27 protein-coding genes are annotated in these 26,442 nt (G+C 34.6%); 8 read left to right on the top strand and 19 right to left on the bottom strand.

All coding sequences use genetic code 11. The features are described from left to right. Window positions 1-123: 123 nt before the first annotated feature. Window positions 124-495, bottom strand: coding sequence for a CvfD/Ygs/GSP13 family RNA-binding post-transcriptional regulator (locus tag HMPREF0528_RS05020; protein ID WP_004895648.1), 372 nt, complete (start codon window positions 493-495; stop codon window positions 124-126). A 99-nt stretch (window positions 496-594) separates the two neighbouring features. On the opposite strand from HMPREF0528_RS05020, the gene HMPREF0528_RS05025 reads away from it, so the two are divergent. Both HMPREF0528_RS05025 and HMPREF0528_RS05030 read left to right on the top strand, forming a co-directional pair. Next, window positions 595-1,551, top strand: coding sequence for an NAD(P)/FAD-dependent oxidoreductase (locus HMPREF0528_RS05025; RefSeq protein ID WP_004895649.1), 957 nt, complete (start codon window positions 595-597; stop codon window positions 1,549-1,551). Window positions 1,552-1,577: 26 nt separating this feature from the next. Further along, a complete protein-coding gene (locus HMPREF0528_RS05030) occupies window positions 1,578-2,228 on the top strand; it encodes a VTT domain-containing protein (protein WP_004895650.1) in 651 nt (216 codons plus the stop codon). A 7-nt stretch (window positions 2,229-2,235) separates the two neighbouring features. On the opposite strand, the gene HMPREF0528_RS05035 is transcribed toward HMPREF0528_RS05030, so the two are convergent. Genes HMPREF0528_RS05035 through HMPREF0528_RS05055 form a run of 5 tightly spaced genes read right to left on the bottom strand, consistent with a single transcriptional unit; the run spans window position 2,236 to window position 5,883 of the window. Beyond that, window positions 2,236-2,853 (bottom strand): TIGR01906 family membrane protein, encoded by a 618-nt coding sequence (locus HMPREF0528_RS05035; protein WP_004895651.1) that lies wholly within the window; start codon window positions 2,851-2,853, stop codon window positions 2,236-2,238. Continuing rightward, entirely contained in the window at window positions 2,841-3,623 is a 783-nt protein-coding gene (locus tag HMPREF0528_RS05040; protein ID WP_004895652.1) for a TIGR01457 family HAD-type hydrolase, read from the bottom strand. Before HMPREF0528_RS05040 ends, HMPREF0528_RS05035 begins: the two co-directional genes overlap by 13 nt. A gap of 2 nt (window positions 3,624-3,625) precedes the next feature. After that, window positions 3,626-4,165, bottom strand: coding sequence for a YutD family protein (locus HMPREF0528_RS05045; protein ID WP_004895653.1), 540 nt, complete (start codon window positions 4,163-4,165; stop codon window positions 3,626-3,628). After that, entirely contained in the window at window positions 4,165-5,544 is a 1,380-nt protein-coding gene (locus HMPREF0528_RS05050) for a bifunctional metallophosphatase/5'-nucleotidase (RefSeq protein ID WP_004895654.1), read from the bottom strand. The genes HMPREF0528_RS05045 and HMPREF0528_RS05050 overlap by 1 nt, the downstream gene beginning before the upstream one ends. A gap of 12 nt (window positions 5,545-5,556) precedes the next feature. Next, window positions 5,557-5,883, bottom strand: coding sequence for a hypothetical protein (locus tag HMPREF0528_RS05055; RefSeq protein WP_004895655.1), 327 nt, complete (start codon window positions 5,881-5,883; stop codon window positions 5,557-5,559). Window positions 5,884-5,982: 99 nt separating this feature from the next. Between HMPREF0528_RS05055 and HMPREF0528_RS05060 the strand changes: the two genes are divergently transcribed. The 3 genes from HMPREF0528_RS05060 (at window position 5,983) to HMPREF0528_RS05070 (ending at window position 11,709) form a co-directional block, all read left to right on the top strand. Next, window positions 5,983-7,365, top strand: a complete 1,383-nt coding sequence (locus tag HMPREF0528_RS05060; protein WP_004895656.1) for a glycerophosphodiester phosphodiesterase — start codon at window positions 5,983-5,985, stop codon at window positions 7,363-7,365. Window positions 7,366-7,384: 19 nt separating this feature from the next. Further along, window positions 7,385-8,782 (top strand): dipeptidase PepV, encoded by a 1,398-nt coding sequence (gene pepV, locus HMPREF0528_RS05065; protein ID WP_004895657.1) that lies wholly within the window; start codon window positions 7,385-7,387, stop codon window positions 8,780-8,782. A 98-nt stretch (window positions 8,783-8,880) separates the two neighbouring features. After that, window positions 8,881-11,709 (top strand): transglycosylase domain-containing protein, encoded by a 2,829-nt coding sequence (locus tag HMPREF0528_RS05070; RefSeq protein ID WP_004895658.1) that lies wholly within the window; start codon window positions 8,881-8,883, stop codon window positions 11,707-11,709. A gap of 72 nt (window positions 11,710-11,781) precedes the next feature. Here HMPREF0528_RS05070 and HMPREF0528_RS05075 read toward each other — a convergent pair whose 3' ends face one another. Next, window positions 11,782-12,777 carry a substrate-binding domain-containing protein gene (locus tag HMPREF0528_RS05075; protein WP_034525257.1) on the bottom strand — a complete coding sequence of 332 codons (996 nt, stop codon included), beginning with the start codon at window positions 12,775-12,777 and terminating at the stop codon, window positions 11,782-11,784. Window positions 12,778-12,920: 143 nt separating this feature from the next. Between HMPREF0528_RS05075 and HMPREF0528_RS05080 the strand changes: the two genes are divergently transcribed. Beyond that, window positions 12,921-14,027: an aminopeptidase P family protein gene (locus HMPREF0528_RS05080; protein ID WP_004895660.1), complete on the top strand. Its 1,107-nt coding sequence runs from the start codon at window positions 12,921-12,923 to the stop codon at window positions 14,025-14,027. 91 nt (window positions 14,028-14,118) lie between these two features. Here HMPREF0528_RS05080 and HMPREF0528_RS05085 read toward each other — a convergent pair whose 3' ends face one another. Together HMPREF0528_RS05085 and HMPREF0528_RS05090 are read right to left on the bottom strand one after the other, a co-directional pair. Beyond that, entirely contained in the window at window positions 14,119-14,451 is a 333-nt protein-coding gene (locus tag HMPREF0528_RS05085; protein WP_004895661.1) for a YtxH domain-containing protein, read from the bottom strand. A gap of 22 nt (window positions 14,452-14,473) precedes the next feature. Then, window positions 14,474-14,905, bottom strand: coding sequence for a DUF948 domain-containing protein (locus HMPREF0528_RS05090; RefSeq protein ID WP_004895662.1), 432 nt, complete (start codon window positions 14,903-14,905; stop codon window positions 14,474-14,476). Window positions 14,906-15,027: 122 nt separating this feature from the next. On the opposite strand from HMPREF0528_RS05090, the gene HMPREF0528_RS05095 reads away from it, so the two are divergent. Continuing rightward, complete coding sequence (locus tag HMPREF0528_RS05095; RefSeq protein ID WP_004895663.1) at window positions 15,028-15,924, top strand: mechanosensitive ion channel family protein; 897 nt, start codon at window positions 15,028-15,030, stop codon at window positions 15,922-15,924. Window positions 15,925-15,969: 45 nt separating this feature from the next. Here the strand turns inward: HMPREF0528_RS05095 and HMPREF0528_RS05100 are convergent, their stop codons facing one another. The 3 genes from HMPREF0528_RS05100 to murI all read right to left on the bottom strand — a co-directional run bounded on the left by HMPREF0528_RS05100 (window position 15,970) and on the right by murI (window position 18,734). Beyond that, on the bottom strand, window positions 15,970-17,148 hold the full coding sequence (locus HMPREF0528_RS05100; protein ID WP_004895664.1) for an acetate/propionate family kinase: 1,179 nt from the start codon (window positions 17,146-17,148) through the stop codon (window positions 15,970-15,972). Between the two features lie 159 nt (window positions 17,149-17,307). After that, a complete protein-coding gene (locus HMPREF0528_RS05105; RefSeq protein ID WP_004895665.1) occupies window positions 17,308-17,931 on the bottom strand; it encodes an XTP/dITP diphosphatase in 624 nt (207 codons plus the stop codon). A 2-nt stretch (window positions 17,932-17,933) separates the two neighbouring features. After that, window positions 17,934-18,734, bottom strand: a complete 801-nt coding sequence (murI, locus tag HMPREF0528_RS05110) for a glutamate racemase (protein WP_004895666.1) — start codon at window positions 18,732-18,734, stop codon at window positions 17,934-17,936. A gap of 96 nt (window positions 18,735-18,830) precedes the next feature. Here murI and HMPREF0528_RS05115 point away from each other — a divergent pair, with 96 nt between their 5' ends. Then, window positions 18,831-19,226 (top strand): YslB family protein, encoded by a 396-nt coding sequence (locus HMPREF0528_RS05115; RefSeq protein WP_004895667.1) that lies wholly within the window; start codon window positions 18,831-18,833, stop codon window positions 19,224-19,226. Between the two features lie 82 nt (window positions 19,227-19,308). Here the strand turns inward: HMPREF0528_RS05115 and trxA are convergent, their stop codons facing one another. The 7 genes from trxA to alaS all read right to left on the bottom strand — a co-directional run bounded on the left by trxA (window position 19,309) and on the right by alaS (window position 26,415). Further along, a complete protein-coding gene (trxA, locus tag HMPREF0528_RS05120; RefSeq protein ID WP_004895668.1) occupies window positions 19,309-19,620 on the bottom strand; it encodes a thioredoxin in 312 nt (103 codons plus the stop codon). A 78-nt stretch (window positions 19,621-19,698) separates the two neighbouring features. After that, window positions 19,699-22,065, bottom strand: a complete 2,367-nt coding sequence (locus HMPREF0528_RS05125) for an endonuclease MutS2 (RefSeq protein ID WP_004895669.1) — start codon at window positions 22,063-22,065, stop codon at window positions 19,699-19,701. Between the two features lie 42 nt (window positions 22,066-22,107). Then, window positions 22,108-22,650: a CvpA family protein gene (locus tag HMPREF0528_RS05130; protein WP_004895670.1), complete on the bottom strand. Its 543-nt coding sequence runs from the start codon at window positions 22,648-22,650 to the stop codon at window positions 22,108-22,110. 57 nt (window positions 22,651-22,707) lie between these two features. Beyond that, the gene (locus tag HMPREF0528_RS05135) at window positions 22,708-23,022 is read right to left on the bottom strand and encodes a DUF1292 domain-containing protein (protein ID WP_004895671.1); all 315 of its coding nucleotides are present in this window, start codon (window positions 23,020-23,022) and stop codon (window positions 22,708-22,710) included. A 1-nt stretch (window position 23,023) separates the two neighbouring features. Next, entirely contained in the window at window positions 23,024-23,455 is a 432-nt protein-coding gene (ruvX, locus tag HMPREF0528_RS05140) for a Holliday junction resolvase RuvX (protein WP_004895672.1), read from the bottom strand. After that, window positions 23,455-23,712, bottom strand: a complete 258-nt coding sequence (locus HMPREF0528_RS05145; RefSeq protein ID WP_003647717.1) for an IreB family regulatory phosphoprotein — start codon at window positions 23,710-23,712, stop codon at window positions 23,455-23,457. Before HMPREF0528_RS05145 ends, ruvX begins: the two co-directional genes overlap by 1 nt. Before the next feature lie 54 nt (window positions 23,713-23,766). Further along, window positions 23,767-26,415 (bottom strand): alanine--tRNA ligase, encoded by a 2,649-nt coding sequence (gene alaS, locus HMPREF0528_RS05150; protein ID WP_034525258.1) that lies wholly within the window; start codon window positions 26,413-26,415, stop codon window positions 23,767-23,769. Window positions 26,416-26,442: the final 27 nt, after the last annotated feature.

The raw sequence follows: 26,442 nt of genomic DNA on the forward strand, positions 1-26,442 counted from the left end.
CATTTAATTAATAATTTAATTGTTCAGATTTATATTTTTTCATTCTTATTTTAATTGAGATTTAAGTTTTAAAATTCGGATATAAAAAATAAAGTGTTAAGTACTACTGCTTAACACTTTATTTTAATCTTTTTTTGAATATCTAATTTTAGCTTCTTGAATTTGCTTATTCAAAACTTCTTTTAATGGCATGAAACCCTTTTTAGCTCTTTTTGAGGTCCAAAAATGAACTCTCTTTTTTCTCGCTTCTTCGACTTCTGGAAGTACCGCTCGTCGAGATAGGCTAATTTGATTAGAATATGGATCTATATCAATGACTTGTACCTTTATAGTTTCTCCAACTTGGTATTCTCTTCCTATATCTTTTACGTAGCCACCATGAATCTCAGAAATATGAATTAATCCTTCTATCTGACTGTCCAATCTTACAAAAATTCCGTATTGTTGTATACCGCTAATTTTTCCATGAACTATATCACCAATTTTAACTTGCATACTATCTCATCCCTTACTAATATTAATTATAACTGTCTTTTTAATTAACGCTAAAGACATGACTTCTAGATTAATTCTTATGGAGGATTGCTTATTACAATGGAAAAATATGATTTAGCTATTATCGGCGCTGGGCCGGTTGGTCTATTTGCTGCTTCTTTTGCTAATTTACATGGATTAAAAACTATTACCTTTGACGCGTTAGATGAAGTTGGTGGTCAAATTAATATGCTTTATCCACAAAAATATATTAAAGATGTACCAGCTTTTTCTTCTATTAAAGGAAAAGAATTAGTTTCTCGATTATTTGAACAAACCGAGAATACTAAATTAACCCTCTCACATAAAGTAAAAAAAATCTCTTTCTCAACAGGAGAAGATATTATCATTGATGATGATTATCAAGTGAAAAGTCTTCTTATTGCTACAGGTTTAGGAGCATTTAAGCCAAAAACTCTGCCTTTATCTACTACTCCAGAGCTCCAAGCCCATATTCACTATTCCATGCAACATCCCGAAATCTTTTCTAATAAAAAAATCGCCATTCTTGGTGGTGGCGACTCTGCGCTTGATTGGGCAGTGGAATTAAGTAAAACATCTGATGTATATGTAGTACACCGTAGAAATGAATTTCGTGGACTTGAAAGTTCTGTTAGTCAACTTAAAAGTTTAAAAAATGTTGAACTTTTAACTCCTTACCTTCCAAAAGAACTTCACTTAAACAATAATAGAATAGAATTAGTTTTGCATAGAGTTGGTGCAAGTCACGATTTTATTACTAAAGACGTTGATGAAATTCTAGTTGCATATGGTTTCAAAAGTGATAATCGTCAATTACGTAAGTGGGGCATTGAATTAGAAAATAATTTAATTTCTGTTTCTCAAACAATGCAAACAAATTTGCCTCATGTTTACGCAATTGGTGATGCTATTACTTACCCAGGCCGGGTACCAATGATTGCTCTAGGTTTTGGCGAGGCTCAAATTGCAATTAGCAGCATTATGCAAGACCTATTTCCAGAAAAAACAATGACTTTTCATTCTACGAGTATCTAATTTTTGAAAGGAATATATAGTTATTTATGGGACTTATTGATTTTATTCTTCATATTGATGACCACCTAGTCACAATTGTGAATATGTTTGGAAACTGGACATACTTAATTCTGTTTGCAATTGTTTTTATTGAAACAGGTTTAGTTATCTTTCCATTCTTACCAGGAGACTCACTTATATTTGCAGCTTGTGCAATGGCAGCAACACCAAAATACAATCTTCACTTTTGGATTTGCTATTTAGTTTTTCTTGCAGCTGCTGTTTTAGGCGATACAATCAATTATGAAATCGGTCGTTGGTCACAAGCTGAAGGTGCTAAACACAGTTGGTTTAATAAGTTGATTAATCAAGATAAACGAAAAGCTGCCGAAAATTTCTTCGACAGGCATGGCGGTATTACTATTGTAATTGGAAGATTCATTCCATTTATTCGTACTTTTGTTCCATTTGTATCTGGTGCAAGTAAAATGCACTATGGCACTTTTATCCGCTATAACTTTCTTGGTGGTTTTCTCTGGGTAACTTTATTTGCTGCTCTAGGATTCTTCTTTGGAAATATTCCAGTTGTTCAAGAACACTTCTCATTAATTGTCCTAGCAATCATCTTAATCTCCGTGGTACCAGTATTGATCATTTGGATAAAGAAAAAATTAGTATTAAAAAAGGAGCTTGGTTAAAGCTCCTTTATTTTTTTGTCAAAATAAAACATGAAAAATATAATTCATAAATTATCCCACCAGTTGCAAAGCATCCTGCAAAGAATTCCTCTGTTAGTACATTAATAATGGGATCGGTAGTAGGATCAAAAAGCCAATCACTATTGTTAAATAATAAATGATGAAAAGAAATAAAAAATTCATCAAAATTCATTAAAGCAAAAGGCAAAATAATTACAGGTAAAATCATAAAGATTAAGGCTGTAGTTTTCGAAATATAGATATAATTCATTCTCTTTCTCATTTTTAAGAAGATAAGAATAATTAATCCAACAATAAAGACAATTATTGCTAATTCAAACAATAATTTACACTCATAAAAATGGCGTGCTGCACTCGGAGAAGTAGGAAAATCAGACATTTGCAATTTATTTTTAAAGGGGAGCAACAAATAATCCAAAAGTTGAGTATAGTTTTTCATTATTGTTCCCAGTGACTTTCTTACTATTAAATCAGTCTTTTGAGCCTTTACAAAAATTGCTAGTAAGGGCCAGCTCAAAACAACTGCTCCTAAAGCCGCGGTAGCAAGCGCCATCATTAAATTGTAAACAACTGCAATTATTGGTTTTCTTTTCATAGTTTCCATTCATCTAGATTCTCTACAATATATGTCGGCTTTTTATCTTTTCCTTTTAACTGCTCCTTATTTGTTACGCCTGTCAACGTTAAGAGTGAATCAATATTGCAGTTAATCCCCGCCATAATATCGGTATCGTAGTTATCTCCGACTAAAATTGCATCTTGTCCTTGTGCATTCAACATTTTCAATGCACTCGCTACAATAATCGATGAAGGCTTGCCGATGTAAGTTGGCTTAACCCCCGTTGCTACTTCAATCATCGTGCAAAGGGCGCCGTTTCCAGGTAGTAGCTCATCTCCAGAAGGTAAATTTTTATCTGCATTTGTTCCAATAAACGTTGTACCATTTCTAATTGCTCGAGTTGCTATACGAATTTTGTGGTAGGTTAAATCTGTATCCATCCCTACAACCACATATTTTGGATTTCGATCATCATAGTAAAAACGTTCATTTTTTAATAAACCTTGTACTAAGCCAATTTGACCAATAATATAAATTGGTATTTTAGTTGCATCTGGATTTTGAGAAAGTAAATAAGACTCTGTAGCTAAAACTGGCGTATAAACATGGTAAATATCAGTATTAACGCCATGTCCTCTAAGCTTATCAACTACCATTTGTGGTGTACGAGTTGAATTATTAGTTAAAAATAAGTGTGGAATATTTTTTTCTTGGAGACGATGTACAAATCTCACACCACTTTCAATCGTATCGCTGCCACGGTAAATAGTTCCATCTAAATCAATTAAGTAACATTTATAGTCTTTATGTTCCACAATTATCCCTTTCTCTTCTTAATTACAAAGCTTTTATTTTTATGATTTCCACGTTGAAATTTTACTGCTGTCTTATGACTGCCAATCTTTGTTTTATGAACGCGTCTTTCTTTAAAGTAAGGACGCTTTGCACGGTAGCGGTTATTGTTTGTGCTCTTTCTCTTATTTTGCCTACCAAAAGCAATTTTTTTAATTTGGTTTTCTTGAGCTAAACGCAAAATAAAATATGCACTACCAGGATTACAGTATTCTTCTAAATAATCCACAATTGCATTAGCTTTTTTATCAATTGCAACGCGATCATTCTCATCATAAAAGCCCTTTAATCTCAAATGCTCACTTGATACATCCCCTACTAAATAATCATATTGATCTAAATAAGGGTCATACTTCTCCTTAAGCATTTCAATGTCTAGAACATCTTTTACGTTAGCTATAATTTCATACTCTCGCCCGTTAATCATTACAATATCTTCATTAATAATGACATGAGCTAAAGGATGGTATAGCGGCTGGTCTTTATCTGCTTCTTTATACTCCATTATTTTTCTTTCTCTTTATTTATTGGGTATTTCTTTTTTAAATAGTTTCCTATTACGGTTCTTAGATAATCGGGGAATAAAAATTTATTTTTACCCATAATTGAAATTGTAGGAAAAAATGGAATCAAAACATAGTGATCAAGCAAGGCAAGTGTATATTCTTTTTCAGGGTCAATTTCTTTTCCATTAATGTAAACTGTTCTACTTGCATGATCAACTTGTATTCCCTTATATACAAGATCTCCAAAAATCTTACCTCTAAAACTCATTCCCTTAAGTGCAAATTTACTTAGAAAATGACGATTTTTTTCCATCTCCATTACCATGCGCCAAACATCACTTCCAAGCAGCTTAGTTTGTACCACATGCATTGGATGAGGCAAAGCAGCTTGTAAGTCAGCTTCCGTTAAAACTCCCTGATGAAATGGTTTTAAAAATAAACCACTATTCAAGACAGCAACATCAGTTCCAGCAAATTCACTAATTGCATCAAGTGAAACTTGAATTGCTGCCATCTTGTCATGATCAAATTTACCTGGTAAATAAGCAATTTTTCGTGCTTTAAGCATCTGCTCACCTTTTTGATGCCAATCTACAATTTGCTTTTGATCGGAATCTAAACTTGGTAAGTCATCATTAGTGACAGTGTTTGGTTTAATTGATAATACTTGATGCTCATCATTTAATTCAACACTAATGTCACCAATATGTTGACCCCATTTTCCTGTCTGAGTGATCCAAGTATTGTTTACTTTTTCACCTTTTGCTAAATAGTCATGACTATGTCCGCCAACAATCAAGTCTACTTCAGGATAATGATGTGCTATATATCGATCCACCCTTAAACCAATATGACTAACAATAATTAACATATCATATTGACCCTTTATCTTCGGCAGTAATTTATCTAAAGTATCAGAAATCAAATTCACGTGCCAATGATTGGGACCATAGGTCATTGGATATGCAGCTGTTAAACCAACAACTGCAATTCTAGTCTTCTTTTTGGTTTCAAATATTTTATAGGGAGTACACCACTTTGGCATACTCTCATCTTCCTCACGTAGGTTAGCTAATACAACGGGAAAATTAGCGTGATCAAATAATTTTTCTAAAACTGCATGAGAATTTGAAATACCTTCATTATTTCCAATGGTAATTGCATCATAATTAAATTCATTCATTAATTTAATGTTAGCCTGTCCTTCTGTTGCGTCAGTCAAAGGATGTGATCGATCCATAAAATCACCAGCATCAAAAGTAAATGTTTGATCAACGCTCTTATCGTTTTGAGCTTTATGCAAGTATCTTTTTATTTTAGGAAATTGTTCAAAATGTGAATGTAGATCATTAGTATGAACAATACGTAATTTTTCCATACTTTTCCTCTTCTAACCAATATGATTGGCTTTTAATACTGTGTTATAGGCATCTAATACTTTTCCTTTAGGTTTTTCCCACTCCACCCATTGTGGGTCTTTCCAATCATCCTCATTAGTTAAGGTCTCTAATTGGTAGGTTTTATTAATATATTCTTCATATAGTTGTAGTGATTTAGTTCTAGCTAAATTCAACTGCAGGATTCGAACTTTTTTAATTAACCCACGGTCTACAGCTAGTTCAGCAATTCCGTTTTGATCGATATTTGAAATTTCATAATATTTCGATCCGTCATTGCGAGTAACTTCTTCAATCAAGTCTAGTTGCTCATAAGCCATATTTCAGCATCTACTTTCTTAAAATGATTTTAACTACTATGTTAATTATAGAAAAAAGTATACATCCATGCTATTGTTAAAAAGAATAGAGGTGTACACATGAAAACAAGCCGGCTTTACTTTTTAGCCCTTTTTTTTAGTTTAATTTTTATTTTTGAATCTGGATTTCTGGTTATCGGACACCGAGGCAACCCCAGTAAATATCCGGAAGAAACAATTCAAAGTGACAACTCAGCTTTCGCAGATGGTGCAGATTATGTTGAACTTGATCTTCATGTTTCAAAAGATAACGTCTTAGTCGTTTCTCATGACCGCGACTTAAGCCGAGTTATTGGATCACCGGTTATTGTATCACAAAATAATTTTTCCTATTTAAATACCTTAAAACAAGCTAACGGTGAGTCAATCATTTCGCTAGATCAATTATTTGATTATTATAAAGATAAACCTAATACTAAGTTCCTTCTTGAAACGAAAAAGACTAAACATAATAGCCCTAAAAATATGGAGGAGCTTCTTGCTAGCAGTATCAAAAAATATCATATGCAAGATCGGGTCATGATCCATAGCTTTTCTGCCCCTAGTCTAAAGACTATGAGTCAATTATTACCTGATGTACCTAGAATTTTTATTGTTGGCTCCTTGCAAAGAATTAATTTTGATGTATTAAGCTATGTAAATGGAATTAACATTTCATCTGATTTAGTCACCCAAAATCCTAAACTTATCAGTCAGCTTCATGCTCTACATCAAAAAGTATTTGTTTGGGCCGAAATGAATGAATCACCTAAATTATGGAACTGGTTAATTAACAATGATGTAGATGGTGTTGTAACAAACTTTCCTGCAAGAGGCTATAAATATAAATTAGCTAAGAGTGGTACTAAAAAATATACTGTTAATAAAGATGGTATTTACTTTGGTCGTACTCCGACTGGAGTTAGCGTAAATCCATATCTAAAAGTGAAAACTTCAAAGCAAATTAGTTTCTTACAACCTGTCCATGTTTCTTCAGCTGTTATTGCATCAGGACAAACTTTTTATCAAATTGGTGATAAGGAATTTGTTCCTGCAGATCTAGTTAGCTTAGATTTGCAGCCTGAATGGATTTTGCCATATTGGAATTTAAGTATTATTAATCCTACCCAAAATCCGATTTTCACTTATAATAAACCTGATAGGCAGTCTGGTAAAAAAGCCCAACTCATGCCTAATAAACGCTATAAAATATTAGGTGTAAGTGGCGGAGTCAATGATTTATGGCTTCTTACTGACTATGGCTGGGTAAAATCTTCTAATATCTTATATTATGGTCTATTCAATAAGAACACTTTTGCCTATAAGAATTATCGAAAACTTGATCTAGCTTATCGTCAAACCAACGTTGCACTATTTCCTTATTTACCAGTAGAAAAAGTCCCAATTAAAAACTTTTGGTCGACTTATTCTGATGTAAATGCTGTAATATTTAATCAGAGATAAAAATTAAAGGAGTATATTTATGGAAGAACTAGATTATAAAAAATTAGCTCAGGAAAAAAAGAACGCTATTTTAAATGATTTAAAAGAATTAATCGCAATTGATTCTTCTGAAGATTTAAACAACACCAGTAAAGAATACCCAGTTGGTCCTGGCCCAGTTAAAGCAATGAAGAAATTTTTATCTTTTGCTAAACGCGATGGTTTCGACACTGAAAATTTTGATAACTATGCAGGTCGAATCAATATGGGTTCTGGTGATAAACGTGTAGGTATTATTGGACATATGGATGTTGTTCCTGCTGGCGAAGGCTGGAAGACTGATCCATTTAAGATGACTATTAAAGATGGAAAAATCTATGGTCGTGGTAGTGCTGATGATAAAGGACCTTCTTTAGCTGCTTACTACGGAATGCTTATCTTAAAGGAACATGGATTTAAGCCTAAAAAGAAGATTGATTTTGTCCTTGGAACTAATGAAGAAACTAATTGGGTAGGAATTGATTACTACCTCAAGCATCAACCAGCTCCTGATGTCGCCTTCTCACCTGATGCTGAATTTCCAATTATCAACGGTGAACAAGGAATTGTTACTCTAAAGCTTGACTTCAAATTTGACCCAAGCCAAGGTGACGTTAAGCTTTGGACATTCCAATCCGGTATTGCTACTAACGTCATCCCTCAAACCGCTCATGCCCAACTTGAAGGCGATATTGACGGCATTAAAGAAAAATTTGATCTTTTCCTTAAAGAACACAAACTTGAAGGTAAGGCCGAAATGCTTAGCGGTCGCCTTGCCTTAACATTAATTGGTCATGGCGCTCATGCATCAGCTCCTGAAACTGGTAGAAATGCTGCTACTTACCTTGCCCTCTTCCTTGATGGTCTTAACTTTGATGGCCAAACAAAGAACTTCTTACACTTCCTAGCAACTGTTGAACATAAAGACTTCAATGGTAAGAAATTAGGCATTTTCCACCATGATGATTTAATGGGTGATTTAACCAGTTCACCAAGTATGTTTAACTTTGAAGGTCAAAATGCATACCTCTTAAACAATGTTCGCTACCCTCAAGGTATTGAACCAGAAGAAATGGTGAAAAATATCAACGAAAAGTTTGGTGATATTTTAGATGCTAGAGTTGAAGGCTCTGCTGAAGCTCCACACTATGTTCCTGGAGATGATCCAATTGTTAAGACACTTCTTTCTGTTTATGAAAAACAAACTGGTAAGAAGGGACATGAGGTTATCATTGGTGGTGGTACATACGGTCGCCTATTCAAACATGGTGTAGCCTTTGGTGCTCAACCAGAAGGTGCCCCACTTGTTATGCACCAACCAAATGAATACATGAAGGTTGATGATTTAATTAATTCAATTGCTATTTACGCCGAAGCAATTTATGAATTAACTAAGTAAACCAAAAATATTAATAAATTCGTAAAGAAGGACTGCATCAATGCTAGTCCTTTTTTTGCTATAATAGGTGAAAAGTAATTAACAAAGGATCCTGATCTGTGAAAAATTTAAAAGAGAAAATCAGAAAGTTCCTAACTGCGGGGCCAGAAGTTAAAACACTGCAAAGCGAATCAGATGAAAGCCAGTGGAAATTTTACAGTGGTATCGTCTATTTAACTTTTCGCCGTGTTTTTCATTATTTTATCTTAATTGCATTTTTCGGTTTATTTTTACTAATTGGTTTTGGCGGCGGTTATGCACTTGGTATTGTTCGTAATCAACCTATTCCAACTATTAGCGAATTAAATCATCAAATAAATCATGCTCAAAATTCAGCTACACTCTACTATGCTGGTAATAAAAAAATTGCTACTGTTCGACCAGATACAGTTACTAAAAAGGCGAGTGAAAGTGAATTAACTCCCCTCGTTAAGAATGCTGTAACAGCCACTGAGGATGAAAACTTTTATATTCATAAGGGTGTTTTACCTAAGTCTTTAGTTAGAGCTGTACTTTCTGAATTAACAGGTGTTGGTGTGCAGACTGGTGGGTCAACTTTAACTCAGCAGTTGGTTAAGATGCAATTCTTAACTAGCCAGACAACTTGGAGAAGAAAAGTGACTGAAATGTTTTATGCTCATAAGATCGAAAAACATTTTTCTAAAGAAGACATTCTCCGTGCATATTTAAATGCTGCTCCTTATGGTAAAAATAATCGCGGAGAAAATATTGTCGGCATTAAAACTGCTGCTGAAGGTATATTTGGTAAATCAATTTCTGAACTTAATTTACCGCAAGCTGCTTTTATTGCCGGTCTACCTCAAAGTCCGTCTGTATATACTCCATATCGCTTAAATGGAAAAGTTAAAAGTGATCTTGACTTAGTAATGCGGCGAAAAGACATTGTTTTATTCCGTATGTACAGAAATGGCGACATTAGTAAAAAAGCTTATCTTGCAGCTAAAAAATATGATTTGCGCGCTGACTTCCTTGCTCCTGAAAAAGCACCGAAGCAAAAGAAACAAAGCGGTTATTTATACAATCTAGTAATGAATAAGAGTGCCAGTCTTTTAGCCGAAAACTTGATTGAACAAGATGGTTTAAAAGTATCTGACGTTAAACAAGATACAAACCGCTATAATCAGTACCTAACTAGTGCAACTGAGCTTTTTCATCAAAAAGGCTATCACATCAAAACTACAATTAGAAAGCCACTATACCAGACTATGCAACAGGTTGTTAAGCAAAACAAGTATGGTCAAGACCGAACTTCTCGTGATTTTGATTCTTCTACTAACAAGTGGGTTAATACCACCGAACACGTGGAAAACGGTAGTGTCGTAATTGATAATGCAACAGGTAAAGTTTTAGCATTTAGCGGTGGGGTTGACTTTAAAAATTCTCAAATTAACCATGCCTTTGATACTTACCGCTCTCCTGGTTCTTCAATTAAGCCATATTTAGTTTATGGACCAGCTATAGAGCATAAGCTTATTTCAAGCCAAACTGCAATTTCTGACTTCCCTACCAGATTTGGTAACTATATTCCAACTGACTATAACTCAACTGTTGAAAACAGATTTATTTCAGCTCAGGAAGCTTTAAGTAAGTCTTATAACCTTCCTGCTGTAAATTTATACAGTAAGCTAGTTAACGATAAAAATATCAATCTGCGTCAAGATATGAAGAAATTAGGCTTAAATTTAAGTAAGAGCGAATTTGAAAACTTAGGATTATCTCTTGGTGGTACTGATTACGGTTTTTCAGTAGCTGATAATGCTAGTGCCTTTTCTAACTTCTATAACAATGGTAAACGTGCCGATCCATACTATATTGAAGAAATTCAAGATCCATCAGGTCGAGTAATCTATAAGCACAAACAAAATCCACAGAAAGTCTTCTCTACAGGCACTTCCTACATTATGCAGAAGATGCTACACCAAGTAGTAACTAAAGGGACAGCTTCAAGCTTAACGGGTACCTTGAAGTTTGACTATAAGAACTTAATTGGTAAAACTGGAACCAGTAATGATTATCGTGATATTTGGTTTAATGGATCTACTCCTGGAATTACAATTTCTAGTTGGATGGGCTATGATAACTTCTACGGTCATTCATACAACTTAGATTCTAATTCTAGTGAGACTAATTTAAATCTATGGGCCAATATTGCTAATGCATTATATAAGGAAGATCCATCGATCTTTAAATTAAATGATGCGCCTAGCCGTCCAAGCTCTGTTTATAAAAATAGAGTCTTAACAAGAACAGGAACATTACCTGGAACAGTAAGCTACGATGGCGATAATATTAATCTTAGTGGCAAAAAAACTACTGCATTAAGTCTTTCACCAGCACCAAATGCAACTGCTAGATTTGGTATTGGTGGCTCAACTAAAGACTACAACCTCTTCTATGATTACTTAGAAGGTAAAAATAATGACTATGGTAAAGTCTTAATCTACACTGGTAAGACGATTTCTAAGAAAAAGAATATTAATAGTCTCTTTGCTGTAGCTGATGGATCAACTTCAGAAAATGCAAAAAATTATTATGGCAAAAACCATGAAGTTTATCGTGAATCTAATAATAATTCTTCTTCCTCAACTAATCGGAATGTAGGAGCCAATGATGAACAAGCTAGGAGTACAGGACAAGGTGGAAACAATAATTCTTCCTCAACTACGAGAAGTACCACTTCTACTCGTGAGTCTCCTTCTTCATCTCAAAATAACAGATCAGAAAGTAGTAACGCTAATGAAGCTAATGAAGCTAATGAAGTAAATTCAAATATTAGTCCAAGTGAAAGTGCTCCTACTAGCGGATCTGCTAGCACAGAAGCTACTGCAGGTGATACGGCAGCAGATAATGCTCCTACTGCTCCATAATTAGAAATTTTCATATTAAAAAATCCTCTTAGGTTGAATTCAACCTAAGAGGATTTTTGGTATAACTATACTTTATTTAGTAGAACGAGATTGCTTTAAAGTATATGGCAAGATAACATGAGCTTCATCTAGTTCTTCGTCACCCATTAATTTAGTTAACATTCTCATTGCAACAGCACCGATATCATAAAGCGGTTGTTGAACAGTGGTTAATTGTGGACGAACAATTTTAGCCACATTAGTTGAAGCTGCAGAGATAATTTCTAAGTCATCTGGAATGGATACGCCCGCATCAACTGCTGCATTAATAATACCTGCTGCAGTTACATCACGAGTAGCAATAATTCCATCTACTTTATCTGCTTTAATTTTTTCGAATAATTCATAGCCATCTTCGTAAGTTTTAGCATCTTCATAGATATGAACATTATCTAAATTATGTTCTTCCATAAAATCTTTATAAGCTACAAAGCGATTGTTCTTATTAACATAAGCTTTTCCATCATCAACAACTAAAGCAAGATTTTTCTTACCATTCTTTAATAATAAGCCTAAAGCTTCTTTTTCAGCTGCCTTATAGTCAATTGTTACGCTAGGAAAATCTTGATTTGCATCAGCAGTACCTGCCAAAACAACTGGTGTATTAGTGCGCTTAAAAATCTCTTGTGCACTTTCACTCATTAAGTTTGACATGTAAATTACACCATCAACTTGCTTATTAAGTAAGTTTTGGATCACTTGATCTTCATTTAACAAAGTATTACCAACGCTAGAAAGTAAGATATTGTACTTATACATAGTAGCAATATCGTCAATTCCTTTAGATAATTCTGCAAAGTGCATATTCGTTAAATCGGGAACAATCAAACCAACTGTTGTAGTTCTCTTTGAAGCTAATCCTTGAGCTACAGCATTAGGTTGGTAATGCAAACGATCAATGACAGCTAATACCTTTTCACGTGTTTCTTTACGTACATTATTATTTCCATTTACTACTCTTGAAACAGTAGCCATAGAAACTTTTGCTTCACGAGCAACATCATAAATAGTTACTTCTTGTTTTTGCATAAATTTCTCACACTCCTGTAAAAACACTCTTTTATAACTTATCAAGAATATCAAGACATTGCAACCGTTTACGACTAAAAACTAATTATTTTACCATATTATATGGTATACTCCCAGTATATGTTAAAAAAGGAGTTAAAATTATGAACTTAGATAAGTTACAAAATTGGCTAATTTCAACCAATAATGATGTTGCCTACATCTCTGATCCAATTAGTATTAATTACTTTACCGGCTACAGTATGGATCCTCATGAAAGAATTTTTGCTTTACTTGCTTTTAAAGATAAGGCAGCCTTTATTTTTGCACCTGAGTTAAACGTTGAAGAAGCTAAAAATTCGGCCTGGGATGGAGATGTTTATGGCTATCTTGATCACGAAAATCCATGGTCAAAAATCGCTGACTTGGTAAATCAACGTATTGGTACTCCAAATAATGTTGCTATTGAAAAAGCCCATCTTTCAGTTGATCGCTTAGAAGCATTAAGAATCGCCTTTCCTGATTCTTCATTTACAACTAATGTATCCCCATTTGTTGCTGAAGCACGCTTACGTAAAACACCAGAGGAAGTTGAACAATTAAAGGCTGCTGGTGCAGAAGCAGACTTTGCTTTTCAAATTGGCTTTAATGCACTTAAAAATGGTGTAACTGAACGCTACGTTGCTGGTCAAATTGATTACCAGTTAAAACTTCAAAAAGGTGTAATGCACACTAGTTTTGAAACAATCGTTCAAGCTGGTAAAAATGCTGCTAACCCTCATCTTGGTCCAACCATGAATAAAATCGAACCAAATGAATTAGTTCTTTTTGACCTTGGAACAATGCATAATGGCTATGCTTCTGACTCAAGTAGAACTGTTGCTTACGGAGAACCAACTGCTAAAGAAAAAGAAATATACGAAGTTGATCGTGAAGCTCAACAAGCAGCGATTGAAGCCGCAAAGCCTGGTATTACAGCTAGCGAACTTGATGCTGTTGCTAGAGATATCATAACTAAAGCAGGCTATGGTGAATACTTCATCCACCGTCTTGGTCATGGTATCGGGATGAACGTTCATGAATTTCCACAAATTATGGAAGGAAATGATGTTGTTCTTGAAGAAGGCATGTGTTTCTCAATTGAGCCAGGTATTTATATCCCTAACGTAGCTGGTGTTAGAATCGAAGACTGTGGGGTTGTAACAAAGAATGGTTTTGAGACTTTTACTAAAACAAGCAAAGAATTGAAATACATTCCCGTTAAAGACTAATTTATACTAAATTAACTGGTGATAGATTATCTCTATCACCAGTTTTTTATACAAAAAAGAACCAAGTGAAAACTTGATTCTTTAATATTAATTAATTTTTTTCAGCGTTATTTAGATCACTAACAGCTTCTTTGTCAGATTTTTCATCTTCACCAAGATCTTTGTTAGTATCATCAATTACGATATCATCAAAATCTTTCAATTCTGAATCATCTTCAACTGATTTAGGGAATGAGGCTAATTGATTCTTAATTGCTTCAGTTCCCTTGTCATATTTTTCTTTTAAGTCTTGTAACTTTTCGTTTTCAGCTAGCTTTTTCTTTACATCATCAGTTGTTTCTTCTGGTAATAATAATGAGCCAGCAATCAAGCCAACACCTAAACCGACAACGCTACCTAATAAAAATCCACCTAATTTACGCATAATTGTTCTCCTTTAATAAATATTAGTCTTCCCCACGACGACGCTTACGTCTTGCGAACATTCGACTAACTAGAGATGAAAAGATGCCAATTCCAGCTCCTCTAATACCCATACCAGAGAAGCGCTCAATCATTCTTCTTGATGAAGAATTAATATCTGACACACTTTCACCTAAATCTGCAGCTGCTTTTACAACTGGTTCTAATTCAGTTACTTTACCATTTACATCGGCTAGAAGAGCATTACTTTTTTCTAATAAATCTTCACTTTGTTTCATCAATACTGCAGTCTGCTTAGTTAAGTCATCAACAGCTATATTAACGCTATCCATAGTTGAGTCAACTTTCTTCATTGTCTTAGTTGCTCTAACAATTAAAGGCAAAGTAAATAAGACTAAGATTAAAAAGGCAACTGCTGCAATCAAGCCAGCTAATGCACCATATGAAATTGACATAATCTATCCTCCATTAATTATTCCTCTCATAAAAAGTCTAGCATTATTCCTCCCTTCAAGCAATGAAATAGTACCTTACTTTTTGATATACTATCTAAAGAAATTGCTAAGGAGATGATGTTTTGAACTGGTCAACGATTTTAAAAGGAACATCTACAACTAAAAAAAATAGTAATGTTGATTCTCTAATTGATTGGAATAGTGTACTTCATACGCTCTTAAGTCGTGGTACTCAAATTCTAATTACAACTGGAATCTTTTTCTTGATTTGGCGTATAGGTAAACGCTTATTAACTCGCTACTTACTGAAAAATCCAAAGTTTCAAGAAAACATGACTGGTCGAAAAAGGACCTTAGCTCAACTTGGTGTTGCTCTTTTTCAATATACAATTCTTTTGTTTTATTTATACAGTCTTTTAACACTTCTAGGTATTCCAGTTGGCACTCTTATCGCTAGTGTGGGACTTGTTTCTCTTGCTTTAGGGATGGGAGCACAAGGCCTAGTAAGTGACGTAATAACGGGAATAAATATTTTCAGTGAGGGCGAATATAACATTGGTGATACTGTCAAGATTGGAACCTATACTGGAACTGTTCTTTCTTTTACTTTACGTAATACTCGTCTTAAAACTACCAATGGGGCAGTTATTTATATTCCCAATCGCAATATTACTATTGTAGAAAATTTAACTCATGGTTCACATTCTGGATGGAGTATGAACATTGATTTGAATTTATCTGTTGATAACGATCTTACAACCGTTAACCATGCAATTAACACAGTAAATGCAGCACTCAAAGATAAGTTTAAAAATCAAATTAAAAAGGGACCACAAATTATTGGCATTATCAATCAAACCGGTTCAAGTATTACTTACCAGATTCATTTTCAAGTAGTGACTAACAGTCAAAGCCAGGTAAAAAATGCTTATCTGGGCGCCTATATCAAAGAGTTTAATCAACAAGATATAAAATTTAGTTCTATACCTACAAAACAAGAAAATACTACTACTTCTTAAAAGATTAAGTAGTTAGACCTTTGTCTAATCCTACTTAATCTTTTTTTATTGCAAAACTCGCACTACCTCACGAGCAATCATTAATTCTTCGTTGGTAGGAACAATCATTGCTTTTACTTTTGAATTAGGTTTAGAAATAAACTTTTCTCCATCTGTCCGATTAGCTTTAAAATCAGGATCTAGTCCTAAATATTTTAATGATGCCATCACTCCTGCTCTAATGCCAGGATCATGTTCTCCAATTCCAGCAGTAAATATAATTGCATCAACACCATTTAATTCAGCTGCATATGCACCAACATACCTAACTACACGATTAATAAATATCTTTCGAGCTAGCTTTGCACGTTTATCTTTGCTCTCAATTAAATCTCTCATATCTGAAGATATACCTGAAATCCCCAATAATCCTGATTTATAGTTCAAAACTTTAACAGCTTCATCGATATTCATTCCAGTTTTATGCATTAAACGTTGTAAGGCAGCTGGGTCAAAGTCACCACTTCTAGTTCCCATTGTTACCCCAGTAAGTGGACTAGTTCCCATTGAAGTATCATAAGATTTTCCATTTTTTACTGCGGTAACAGAAGCCCCAGATCCTAAATGACAAACAATCAGATTGACTAAGTTAGGATTCTTATTAAGCATTTTTGCCGCACGTTGTGCCACATAAGAAATTGAAATTCCGTGCGCACCATACTTTCTAATACCATATTTTTGATAATACTCATAAGGAATGGAGTAAAGATAATGAATCTGATCTAAAGTTTGATGATATGAAGTATCAAAAACTGCTACTTGAGGTACATTAGGAATGATCCTCATGAATGTCTTAATACCATTTGCTTCTGGAATATTATGCAACGGTGCTAGCTCTCCCAGATCAAATATTTCCTGTAGTTCCTTTTCTTTAACATGGACGGATTCTTTAAAAATTTCTCCTCCATTTACTACTCTATGACCAACACCACTAATTTCTCGCAAATCTTCAACTACGTGAAATTTTTTTAAATCCTCAATTAATAATTTAACTGCCTCTTCTTGATTATGAATAGGCAGATTTTTTATATATTCTTGACCATTACTCAATTTAATTTTAAAGACAGCATTTTCTTTTCCTACTCTATCGGCCATTCCCGAAGCAATTACTTTTTCATTAGGAAAAGAAAATAACTTATATTTGAAAGACGAACTTCCAGAATTAATCGCCAGAACTTTTTTCATATGCTATAACCTCGAAATCTACTTAAACTTATATAACTATTCTTTCATTTTTAGTATAGCGCTTTCATATATAAATAAAAGATATTATTTAACATATAAATAACAAAAAGACTTAATTCCAATAAAATATCAGAACTAAGTCTTTTAAATAACTATTAATTATTCATTTTCCATTTTTTTCCACCAAGTTGGTAGCTCAGCAAGTAATTTTCTTAAAGCTTGGCCACGGTGAGAAATAGCATTTTTTTCATCTACTGTCATTTCAGCAAATGTCTTCCCCTTATCAGGAACAAAGAAAAGTGGATCATAGCCAAAATTACCATCCCCCCGCGGATAAGTCAAAATTTCGCCTCTAATTTCACCTTGCGTTACTAAATCATCATCAAATCTACCAGGCCAAGAAACTACCATAGTTGTATGAAAGGTAGCTTGTCTTTTCTCTTGAGGAACACCACCTAGTTCAGCTAACAATTTTGCATTATTTAAGGCATCATTATGAGCTTCTCCTCCATAGCGAGCAGAATGAACTCCAGGAGCTCCGTTTAATTTATCAACTGATAAACCTGAATCATCAGCAAGAGTTGGCAAATTACTGAACTCTGCCATTTTATGAGCTTTTAGTTTTGCATTAGCTAAAAATGTTGTCCCAGTTTCTAAAACATGAGGAGGATCAGTTAGATCCTGATTAGTAATTACATGAATGGGAAAATTTATTTTCTTTAAAGCCTCTTCAACTTCTCTAGCCTTATTTTTATTGTTAGTTGCAAATAATAAAGTATCCATTTTTAATCCTCAGCATCTACATGATGACCAACTATCGTGTCGTCATTCATCCATTGACGGGTAATTTCAGTAAACTTCTTTGCTTCTCCAGTTGTATAGTAGTCATGTTTTACCAGAGCAGTACTCTCAGCAAATAAATCATCACGTCGCAAAACATTATATGTATATTGTGCCACTTGATCAGCTGGATCTACAATTTTTTTATCTTGACCCACCACAGCCACAATTTCGTCTCTCAATAAAGGATAATGTGTGCAGCCCAAAACTAAGGTATCATAATCAGCATTTTTCAATGGGGTTAAACTTTCACTAACCACTGCATTCTTAGTATCTTCATCGGGATCTTCTTCAGCTAGTGGTGCCAATTTAGGCTGAGCAAATTCACTGACCTTAATTTCTGGATCACGATACTGAATTTCCTTTAAATAAGAATGACTATCCACAGTAGCCTTAGTACCAATTACAGCTACATTTTTAGTCTCTGTAGTTCTTGCTGCAGCTAAAGCACCAGATTGAACAACACCAATTATCTGTAGTGGTATTTCTTTCTGAATAGTTGACATTGCTACAGCGGTTGCTGTGTTACAACCAAAAATAATAATTTTTACATCTTTACTTAATAAGAAGTTTACACTATCGCGAGTTAGAGAAATAATTTCTTCTCTTGAGCGATCCCCATACGGCATATTAGCCTGGTCGCCAATAAAAATTGTTGACTCATTAGGCATTTTTTCAATTACTTTTTTTAAAACGGTTAAGCCGCCTAATCCTGAATCTAAAACTCCAATTGGTCGATTATCCATTAAAAAAACTCCTTTAAACAAATGATGATTAAATTCTCTTTTCTACTCCACCTATTTTAAGTTAAAATGATATAGAAGACAAAAGGAAATGAAAGCATGGAACATACAAACGAACATCTTTATTTTTTAAATTCATTATATCGTGATTTTATCTTACCTACCATTTTAGGTAGCGAAGATAAAGAAATTCTTTACTGGGCCGGAAAACATGTTAGTCGTAAATATGATTTATCAGATATCGATGATTTAATCGAATTTTTCGATATGGCTCAATTTGGAACTTTAAAAGTACTTAAAGATCGCAAACATACCGCAGTTTTTGAATTATCCGGCCAAGTCGTAACTGATCGACTGGATAGCCAAAGTGATGAATTTTCACTTGAAAGTGGAATTATTGCGGAATGTTTAGAGCGCCAAAATGGTACTCCAACTGAAGCTTCAGCTACTGTTACTAAAAAGCATGTAGTTCAAATCACTGCGCAATTTGACTAACTATTAACCAAGTAAGAGAATAGCAATAATAAAAACCGGGTAAGTCTCAATACAGAGGCTTACCCGGTTTTTGTTATTTATATTAGTCAGTATATTGATCTAAAATTTGTTCAAGTTTTTCCTTAGGAGTATAACCAGTTAAACGGTCAACAATCTTTCCATCTTTCTTAATTAATAAAGTTGGGATTGCCATAATTCCTAAGTTACGAGCAGTTTCTTGGTTTTGATCAACATCCATTTTGGTGAATTTTACATCATCCATTTCTTCAGAAAGTTGGTCAATAACTGGTGATTGCATCTTACATGGACCACACCAAGTTGCCCAAAAATCAATTAAAACAACGCCTTCGCTAGTTTCTTCTTCAAAAGTTGCATCTGTAATTTCATCAACCATTGTTATTACCTCACAAATAAATTCTTTAAATTATAAGTATAGTTTAGTAGAACGACTTACTTTTTGCAAGTATATTGCTTACTGTAACTGAACGATTGTCGCTCCAGTTCCACCCTGGTTAGCAGGCGCATAACTATAGCTCTTTACATGCCTATTTCGCTTCAAGTATTGTTGCACACCATTTCTAATTGCCCCAGTTCCAATTCCATGGATAATTGTGACGGTATTTAAACCAGCTAAGAGGGAAGAATCGATGTAGCGATCTAAGTTAGTTAGAGCCTCTTCATAGCGTTGTCCCCTTAAGTCAAGCTCACTACTTGCACGCGTAGAACGAAGGCCACGACTCGAGCGAACAGCTCTTTCTGCCTTCTTAGGAGCAGCTTGTGTACTAATCTTTTCAACATCCCGATCAGTGACTTTAACTTTCAAAATGCCAATTTGAACTTCAAATTCATGATCAGCAAGTTTCTTTGTAATTACACCTTGTTGTCCATAAGATAGAACTTTCACAGTATCACCAACACTTACATCATGACGCCGCTTTTCACGTTGCAAGACCTTGTTCTGGGCCAAGTTTTGATTTTCACGCTCAAGTTTATTTAAAGCACCTTTAGCTTCAATAACTTTATTGGTTCTAACTTGACCACCAGCTCTTCTTTGTTCTTCAAGATCATTGATGATCTTATCAGCTTTTTGACGCTTTTTAGCAAGCATTTCATCAGCTTTTTCTTGAGCTTTTTCAAGTTGCTTTTGTACTTGTTGATTATACCAGTCAAGACCATTCTGGAGTTGACGCTTCAAAGTGATACTTTGGTCAACATTTTGCTTTAAAGTTTCATGAAGTTGCTCAGCAGCCTTAGTCTGCTCCGTCAATCGTTCAATCATCTTATTAATATCACTATCTTCGTCATTCATCAAACTTCTAGCCTTGTTGACTACAGTTTCATTCATCCCTAATTGATGTGCAATGGCAAAGGCATTACTTTGTCCAGGGATACCAATTCTCAAACGATACGTTGGAGCAAGTTTCTTTAAGTCAAATTCCATTGAGGCATTCGTAGTTCTTGCACGATTATAGCCATAGAGCTTTAATTCCGGATAGTGTGTAGTAATCGCAATTTTAGCTTGTGCTCCCCGTAAATCATCTAAAATAGCGATCGCTAGACTAGCTCCTTCTTCAGGATCAGTTCCGGCTCCCAATTCATCAATTAAAACCAAATCATCCTCAGTTACATCTTTCATTATTTTTATAATTTGGTCCATATGTGATGAGAAAGTACTTAATGACTGTTCAATAGATTGCTCATCCCCAATATCGGCGTAAATTTCATTAAAAACAGTTAATTGACTGCCTTCTTCAGCTGTGATGAATAATCCCGCTTGAGCCATCAATTGTAGCAGCCCTAAAGTCTTCAGCGTGATAGTCTTACCACCTGTGTTAGGGCCCGTAATCAGCATGGTATCAAAGCTAGTTCCTAGTTCAATATTATTAGGAACAACTTTTTTAGGATTAATTAATGGGTGTCGAGCCTTTCTCAACTTAATGACATGATCTTGATTTAAGACTGGTTCTGTAGCTTTCATTGCTTTAGCTAATTTGCTTTTAGCACTTAAAAAGTCTAATTGTGTTAATGCATCCGCATTATTTTTTATTTCTTTTTGATACATACCAGCAAGTTCTGATAATTCAATTAAGATACGGTTGATTTCCTGACGCTCTTGAGCCATTAAATTTTGCTGTCGGTTATTAAGAACTAAAACTGCTTGTGGCTCAACAAATAAAGTCTGTCCACTGGCACTTTGATCATGAACAACTCCACCGAATTTATTCTTATATTCTTGTTTTACAGGTAATACATAGCGACCATCTCTGATGGTTACGATATTTTCTGACAAATATTGTGTATGCTTTCCACTGATATAATCATTCATGTGATTTTTAATATCAGTTTCATTGCTTTGAATATCATGTCGCAGCTGCATTAACTTAGAAGAAGCTGTATCCTTAACAGTTCCGTCATATTCAATTGCCTGATTCAACTTCTTAAATAAGTCTTCTGGAATTGCTAAATTTTTAAGAGTTTTTTCAATCGGTCGGATATCAATTTCACGCTCTTCTAAGTCATCAGTAAACTGAGAAACATCTTTAGCTAAGCTAAGAATTAGAAAAATATTACCTAATTCTTCCCCATTTAAATTTGCCTTGACCTTCAAACGCTTCAAACTAGCTCTAACATCTTTAAAGTCAGTTATCGGCATTGGTCCTTTAACTCGTAAAATATTAGAAAGGACCCTAGTTTGATCAATTGATTTTTTTACTTCATCAAAATTACTACTTGGCATTAACGTTAAAGCCTGCTCTTTTGCAGGTGCTGTAATAGCCAAATCACTTAATTGTTTAATTATGCGATTATATTCTAATTTTTCAATAATTTTAGAGTTCATATATTCCACCTAGCAAAAAGGCCCCAGAGTTGGGACCATTTTTTATATTGTTGTAATGAATAAATTTATAAAAACTTGGGAAATTACAGGAGAAAAATGCAAGATACCACTTGCTAAAATAGAATGCCCTAGCATATTTTGCAAACCATCATTAGGAATTGTGGCTAAAATAAACAAAAGCAAATAAACACTAATCTGTGTCACAATAAAAGAAATAATTAAACTTCCCCAGAGATTTAGGTTAGAGTTTACCGTAACATATCTTAATTGATTAAACCCTAGCATCACAAAACGCCATAAGCAACAAACAATCAACAAAATAATTGAAAAAGCAATTGCTGCATAAAATGATTTATCTAAGGTTAATCCCGTAGTTTTATCAAAGAAAGCAAAGCTGCTTCGATCATTTGCGGATGGATATGGAACCCACAAATTTAAAAAGTTACTAAATGGTTTATACATTAAAGTGGCTAAAATTAGCCCGATTACATATCCACCAGCTGCTAAGCCTTCATATACTACACCACGCCGATAGCCTACATAACAACAATAGATAAAAATTAATAAAATGAAAAAAGAAATCATTGCTCATCCTTGATTAAGCAAAAAAGACTAGCTTCAATCGCCAGTCTTTTTTGAAGATTATTCGCCGCTTAAGCGATCGTCTGACAAAAATGTATTTAAAACTCCTTGTACCATGTTCCACTCATCATCATCTGTGATTTCATGTAAGTCAGAACTAGTTACATCGCCATCTGCATCTGCATCATAGCTGAAAGCTTGTACTTCAACATCATCATCGTCACTAACAGCTGCTGGATATAGTAAAACGTAAGATTTACCATAATCTTCAGATGTAAAAGTAAATAAGATTTCAAATAATTCTTCATTACCTTGTTCGTCAACTAAAGTAATTTGACGATCATTATCTTGGTTAGCGTTAATTTTTTCACTCATTTTAATTATCCTTTCTGGTTGCTTCTAAATAGTTTTGCAAGATTAAAACAGCAGCCATTTGGTCAATAACTTTTTTTCGTTCAACACGATCATGGACGCCAGCTTCTTCAACTAAAATTCGATCAGCTTGCACTGTTGTAAGGCGTTCATCCATGTAATAAACAGGTAGGTCAAACTTTTCTTTCAAGCGCTCACCATACTGTTTACTTCTTTCTACCGAACGTCCACTACTACCATCCATGTTTTTAGGTAAACCTAAAACAAAGCCTTCAACATCATATTTACGTACAATTTTTCTAATCTGACGCAGACCAAAGCTAAACTTGCTTTCGTCAATCTTAATTGTTTCAAGCTCTTGAGCGGTAATTCCCAAAGGGTCACTGATTGCAACACCGACAGTTTTAGAGCCAACATCAAGTCCAAGTAATCGCATTATTTATTTTTACCTAAATAACTCTTAACCAATTCCTCAATAATTTCATCACGCTCATGTTTCAAGATCAAATTACGTGCATCATTATGCCGAGGAATATATGCAGGGTCGCCTGAAAGTAAATAACCAACAATTTGATTAATTGGGCTATAGCCCTTTTCCTCAAGTGCATTGTATACGTCTTGTAGAGTATCGTATACATTCTTACCCTTATTTTGGTTAAAGTCAAAATGCATTGTTTTATCTAGCGAACTCATAATAAAATTCCTCCTATTCTTCTTAATTTTACTTGAAATATCGAACGAACTCAATTAATTTTGTTTTTCTTCAACTTCTTGTAACACTTTAGCGATAGCAGCTTTTAATCCTGCCGGATTCTTACCACCGGCTTGTGCCATATTTGGACGGCCGCCACCACCACCACCAAAGATTGGAGCAGCAGTTTTAATCAAATCGCCAGCCTTAAGGCCTGCTTTAATAGCCTTATCATCTAAGCTAATTACCATATTAGCTTTACCATTCACTTCAGCAGCTAAAACTAAAACATCAGATTTATTGCTGCTCTTCCAGTTGTCAGCAAGTTCACGTAAATCATTCATGCCTTCAACATCAGCTTGCGCAGCAATTACAGTTAAATCTTTAACTTGCTTAATGTCATTAAAGAGATCGCCAGCTTTTGCCTTATTAATTTGAGCCTTTAATTGTTCAGCTTCTTTTTGGCTTGCACGTAAATCAGCTTCGATAGAAGAAATCTTATTAACTACGTCTTCAGCCTTAGTTGCCTTAACTTCATCTTGAACTTCTTTCAAGATTTCGTCACGGTCTGTTACATACTTGTAAGCTTCTGGGCCGGTAACAGCGATAATTCTACGAGTGCCAGCACCAACAGCAGACTCAGAAACAATCTTTAGCATACCGATTTGATCAGTATTTTCACAGTGTGTACCACCACAAAATTCAGTGGAGAAGTCATCGATTTGAACAACACGAACTGTGTCACCATATTTTTCACCAAATAATGCTAAGGCGCCCATCTTTAAACCAGTATCTGGGTCGGTAACAGTGGTCTTGACTGGAATTTCTTCCCAAATCTTTTCGTTAACTAACTTTTCAACACTGGCAATTTCTTTCTTAGTCATTGGCTCTAAGCTTGTAAAGTCAAAACGTAAGTAATCTGGTTCAACTAAAGATCCAGCTTGGTGAGTATGAGTACCTAAAACTTCACGTAAAGCTGCATGCAATAGGTGAGTAGCAGTATGGTTATGCTTTAAGCCGCGACGACGTTTTTGATCAACTTTCAAGACATACTCTTGTCCCTTTTCAAGTGGCAAAATAACATCTACAAAGTGCAAGTTTTGATCATTTGGTGCATGTTGTACATCAGTTACACGAGCAACTAATTCACCATTTTGGTTCAAAATTTCACCGTGATCAGCAACTTGTCCACCACGCTCTGCGTAAAATGGAGTTTTATCAAAGATTAAAGTTGCATGTTCACCATCTGCCTTATCAACTAACTTGTCATCAACAACAATATCGATTAATTTGGCATGCTTTTCTTCTAAAGTACCATATTCAAATTCGCTCTTATCTTTGATATTCATCAAAGTAACATCTTGTGAACCCATTGATTGCAAGTTACCACGAGCTTTACGAGCACGTTCCTTTTGAGCTTTCATTTCTTCATCAAAGCCCTTTTTATCAATCTTAAGACCTGCATCTTGAGCAGCTTCAAAAGTTAATTCATATGGGAAGCCGTAAGTATCGAATAACTTGAAGGCATCTTTACCAGAAATAGTCTTATCATCGCTCTTCTTAGCTTCAGCAATGATATTATCAAGTAAGTTTAGACCAGATGAAAGAGTTACTTGGAATCTTTCTTCTTCGTTCTTAATTACTTTTTGAATGAATGCTTGTTGTTCAACAACTTCTGGATAGTGGCTCTTCATAATTTCGCCAACTACAGGTACTAATTTGTACAAGAATGCCCCTTTAATACCTAAACGTTGACCGTTTAAGTCAGCACGTCTAATTAAACGACGTAAAACATATCCACGTCCTGAGTTTGAAGGAAGTGCACCGTCAGCAATCGCAAAGCTTACTGCACGAACATGGTCAGCAATAATCTTAAATGCAACATCATCTTCTTTATTTGCGGCATACTTCTTGCCATCACTTAACTTTTCAGTTTCCTTAATGATTGGCATAAATAAATCAGTTTCGAAGTTAGTTGGAGCATCTTGAATAATTGATACTACACGTTCTAATCCCATACCGGTATCAATATTTTTATGTGGTTGGTCAACATATTTACCATTTGGTAAGTGGTTAAATTGTGAAAATACGATGTTCCAAATTTCAAGGTAGCGAGCATTTTCTCCACCTGGGAAGTTTTCTGGATCATCTTCAGCCACATCGTTATTTTCTTGACCACGATCATAGAAAATTTCTGAGTCAGGACCACATGGACCTTCACCAATATCCCAGAAGTTATCTTCTAGCTTAACAATATGGTCTTCAGGTAAACCAACAACATCGTGCCACATGTGGTATGCTTCAGTATCCTTAGGATAAACAGTTACGTAAAGCTTATCTGGATCAAGACCTAACCATTTTGGACTAGTCAAAAATTCCCAAGCCCAAGGAATAACTTCTTTTTTAAAGTAATCCCCAACTGAGAAGTTACCAAGCATTTCAAAGAAAGTTTGGTGACGAGCGGTTTTACCAACGTTTTCAATATCGTTAGTTCTAATTGATTTTTGAGAAGAAGTAATTCGGTGATTCTTAGGCACAACGGAACCATCAAAGTATTTCTTCATTGTAGCAACACCAGAGTTAATCCATAACAAGGTTGGATCATCTTGTGGAATTAATGATGCACTTTGCATAACCATGTGGCCATGCTCTTTAAAAAAGTCCAAGAACATTTGACGTACTTGTGAACTAGTCAATTGTTTCATAAAAAGTTCTCCTACAAATATAAAAAA

This window comes from Lactobacillus johnsonii ATCC 33200 (genome assembly GCF_000159355.1).
GTDB lineage: Bacteria > Bacillota > Bacilli > Lactobacillales > Lactobacillaceae > Lactobacillus > Lactobacillus johnsonii.

Bases quoted from the DNA above. Each gene is read 5' to 3' on its own strand.
- HMPREF0528_RS05145 (WP_003647717.1), bottom strand. From the start codon at position 23,712: ATGAGTTCGCTAGATAAAACAATGCATTTTGACTTTAACCAAAATAAG.
- HMPREF0528_RS05115 (WP_004895667.1), top strand. From the start codon at position 18,831: ATGGAACATACAAACGAACATCTTTATTTTTTAAATTCATTATATCGT.
- HMPREF0528_RS05050 (WP_004895654.1), bottom strand. From the start codon at position 5,544: ATGGAAAAATTACGTATTGTTCATACTAATGATCTACATTCACATTTT.
- murI (WP_004895666.1), bottom strand. From the start codon at position 18,734: ATGGATAATCGACCAATTGGAGTTTTAGATTCAGGATTAGGCGGCTTA.
- HMPREF0528_RS05085 (WP_004895661.1), bottom strand. From the start codon at position 14,451: ATGCGTAAATTAGGTGGATTTTTATTAGGTAGCGTTGTCGGTTTAGGT.
- HMPREF0528_RS05105 (WP_004895665.1), bottom strand. From the start codon at position 17,931: ATGGATACTTTATTATTTGCAACTAACAATAAAAATAAGGCTAGAGAA.
- trxA (WP_004895668.1), bottom strand. From the start codon at position 19,620: ATGGTTGATGAAATTACAGATGCAACTTTTGAAGAAGAAACTAGCGAA.
- HMPREF0528_RS05130 (WP_004895670.1), bottom strand. From the start codon at position 22,650: ATGATTTCTTTTTTCATTTTATTAATTTTTATCTATTGTTGTTATGTA.
- HMPREF0528_RS05060 (WP_004895656.1), top strand. From the start codon at position 5,983: ATGAAAACAAGCCGGCTTTACTTTTTAGCCCTTTTTTTTAGTTTAATT.
- HMPREF0528_RS05075 (WP_034525257.1), bottom strand. From the start codon at position 12,777: ATGCAAAAACAAGAAGTAACTATTTATGATGTTGCTCGTGAAGCAAAA.
- HMPREF0528_RS05100 (WP_004895664.1), bottom strand. From the start codon at position 17,148: ATGAAAAAAGTTCTGGCGATTAATTCTGGAAGTTCGTCTTTCAAATAT.
- pepV (WP_004895657.1), top strand. From the start codon at position 7,385: ATGGAAGAACTAGATTATAAAAAATTAGCTCAGGAAAAAAAGAACGCT.
- ruvX (WP_004895672.1), bottom strand. From the start codon at position 23,455: ATGCGATTACTTGGACTTGATGTTGGCTCTAAAACTGTCGGTGTTGCA.
- HMPREF0528_RS05125 (WP_004895669.1), bottom strand. From the start codon at position 22,065: ATGAACTCTAAAATTATTGAAAAATTAGAATATAATCGCATAATTAAA.
- HMPREF0528_RS05020 (WP_004895648.1), bottom strand. From the start codon at position 495: ATGCAAGTTAAAATTGGTGATATAGTTCATGGAAAAATTAGCGGTATA.
- HMPREF0528_RS05035 (WP_004895651.1), bottom strand. From the start codon at position 2,853: ATGGAAACTATGAAAAGAAAACCAATAATTGCAGTTGTTTACAATTTA.
- HMPREF0528_RS05135 (WP_004895671.1), bottom strand. From the start codon at position 23,022: ATGAGTGAAAAAATTAACGCTAACCAAGATAATGATCGTCAAATTACT.
- HMPREF0528_RS05055 (WP_004895655.1), bottom strand. From the start codon at position 5,883: ATGGCTTATGAGCAACTAGACTTGATTGAAGAAGTTACTCGCAATGAC.
- HMPREF0528_RS05045 (WP_004895653.1), bottom strand. From the start codon at position 4,165: ATGGAGTATAAAGAAGCAGATAAAGACCAGCCGCTATACCATCCTTTA.
- HMPREF0528_RS05025 (WP_004895649.1), top strand. From the start codon at position 595: ATGGAAAAATATGATTTAGCTATTATCGGCGCTGGGCCGGTTGGTCTA.
- HMPREF0528_RS05030 (WP_004895650.1), top strand. From the start codon at position 1,578: ATGGGACTTATTGATTTTATTCTTCATATTGATGACCACCTAGTCACA.
- HMPREF0528_RS05090 (WP_004895662.1), bottom strand. From the start codon at position 14,905: ATGTCAATTTCATATGGTGCATTAGCTGGCTTGATTGCAGCAGTTGCC.
- alaS (WP_034525258.1), bottom strand. From the start codon at position 26,415: ATGAAACAATTGACTAGTTCACAAGTACGTCAAATGTTCTTGGACTTT.
- HMPREF0528_RS05080 (WP_004895660.1), top strand. From the start codon at position 12,921: ATGAACTTAGATAAGTTACAAAATTGGCTAATTTCAACCAATAATGAT.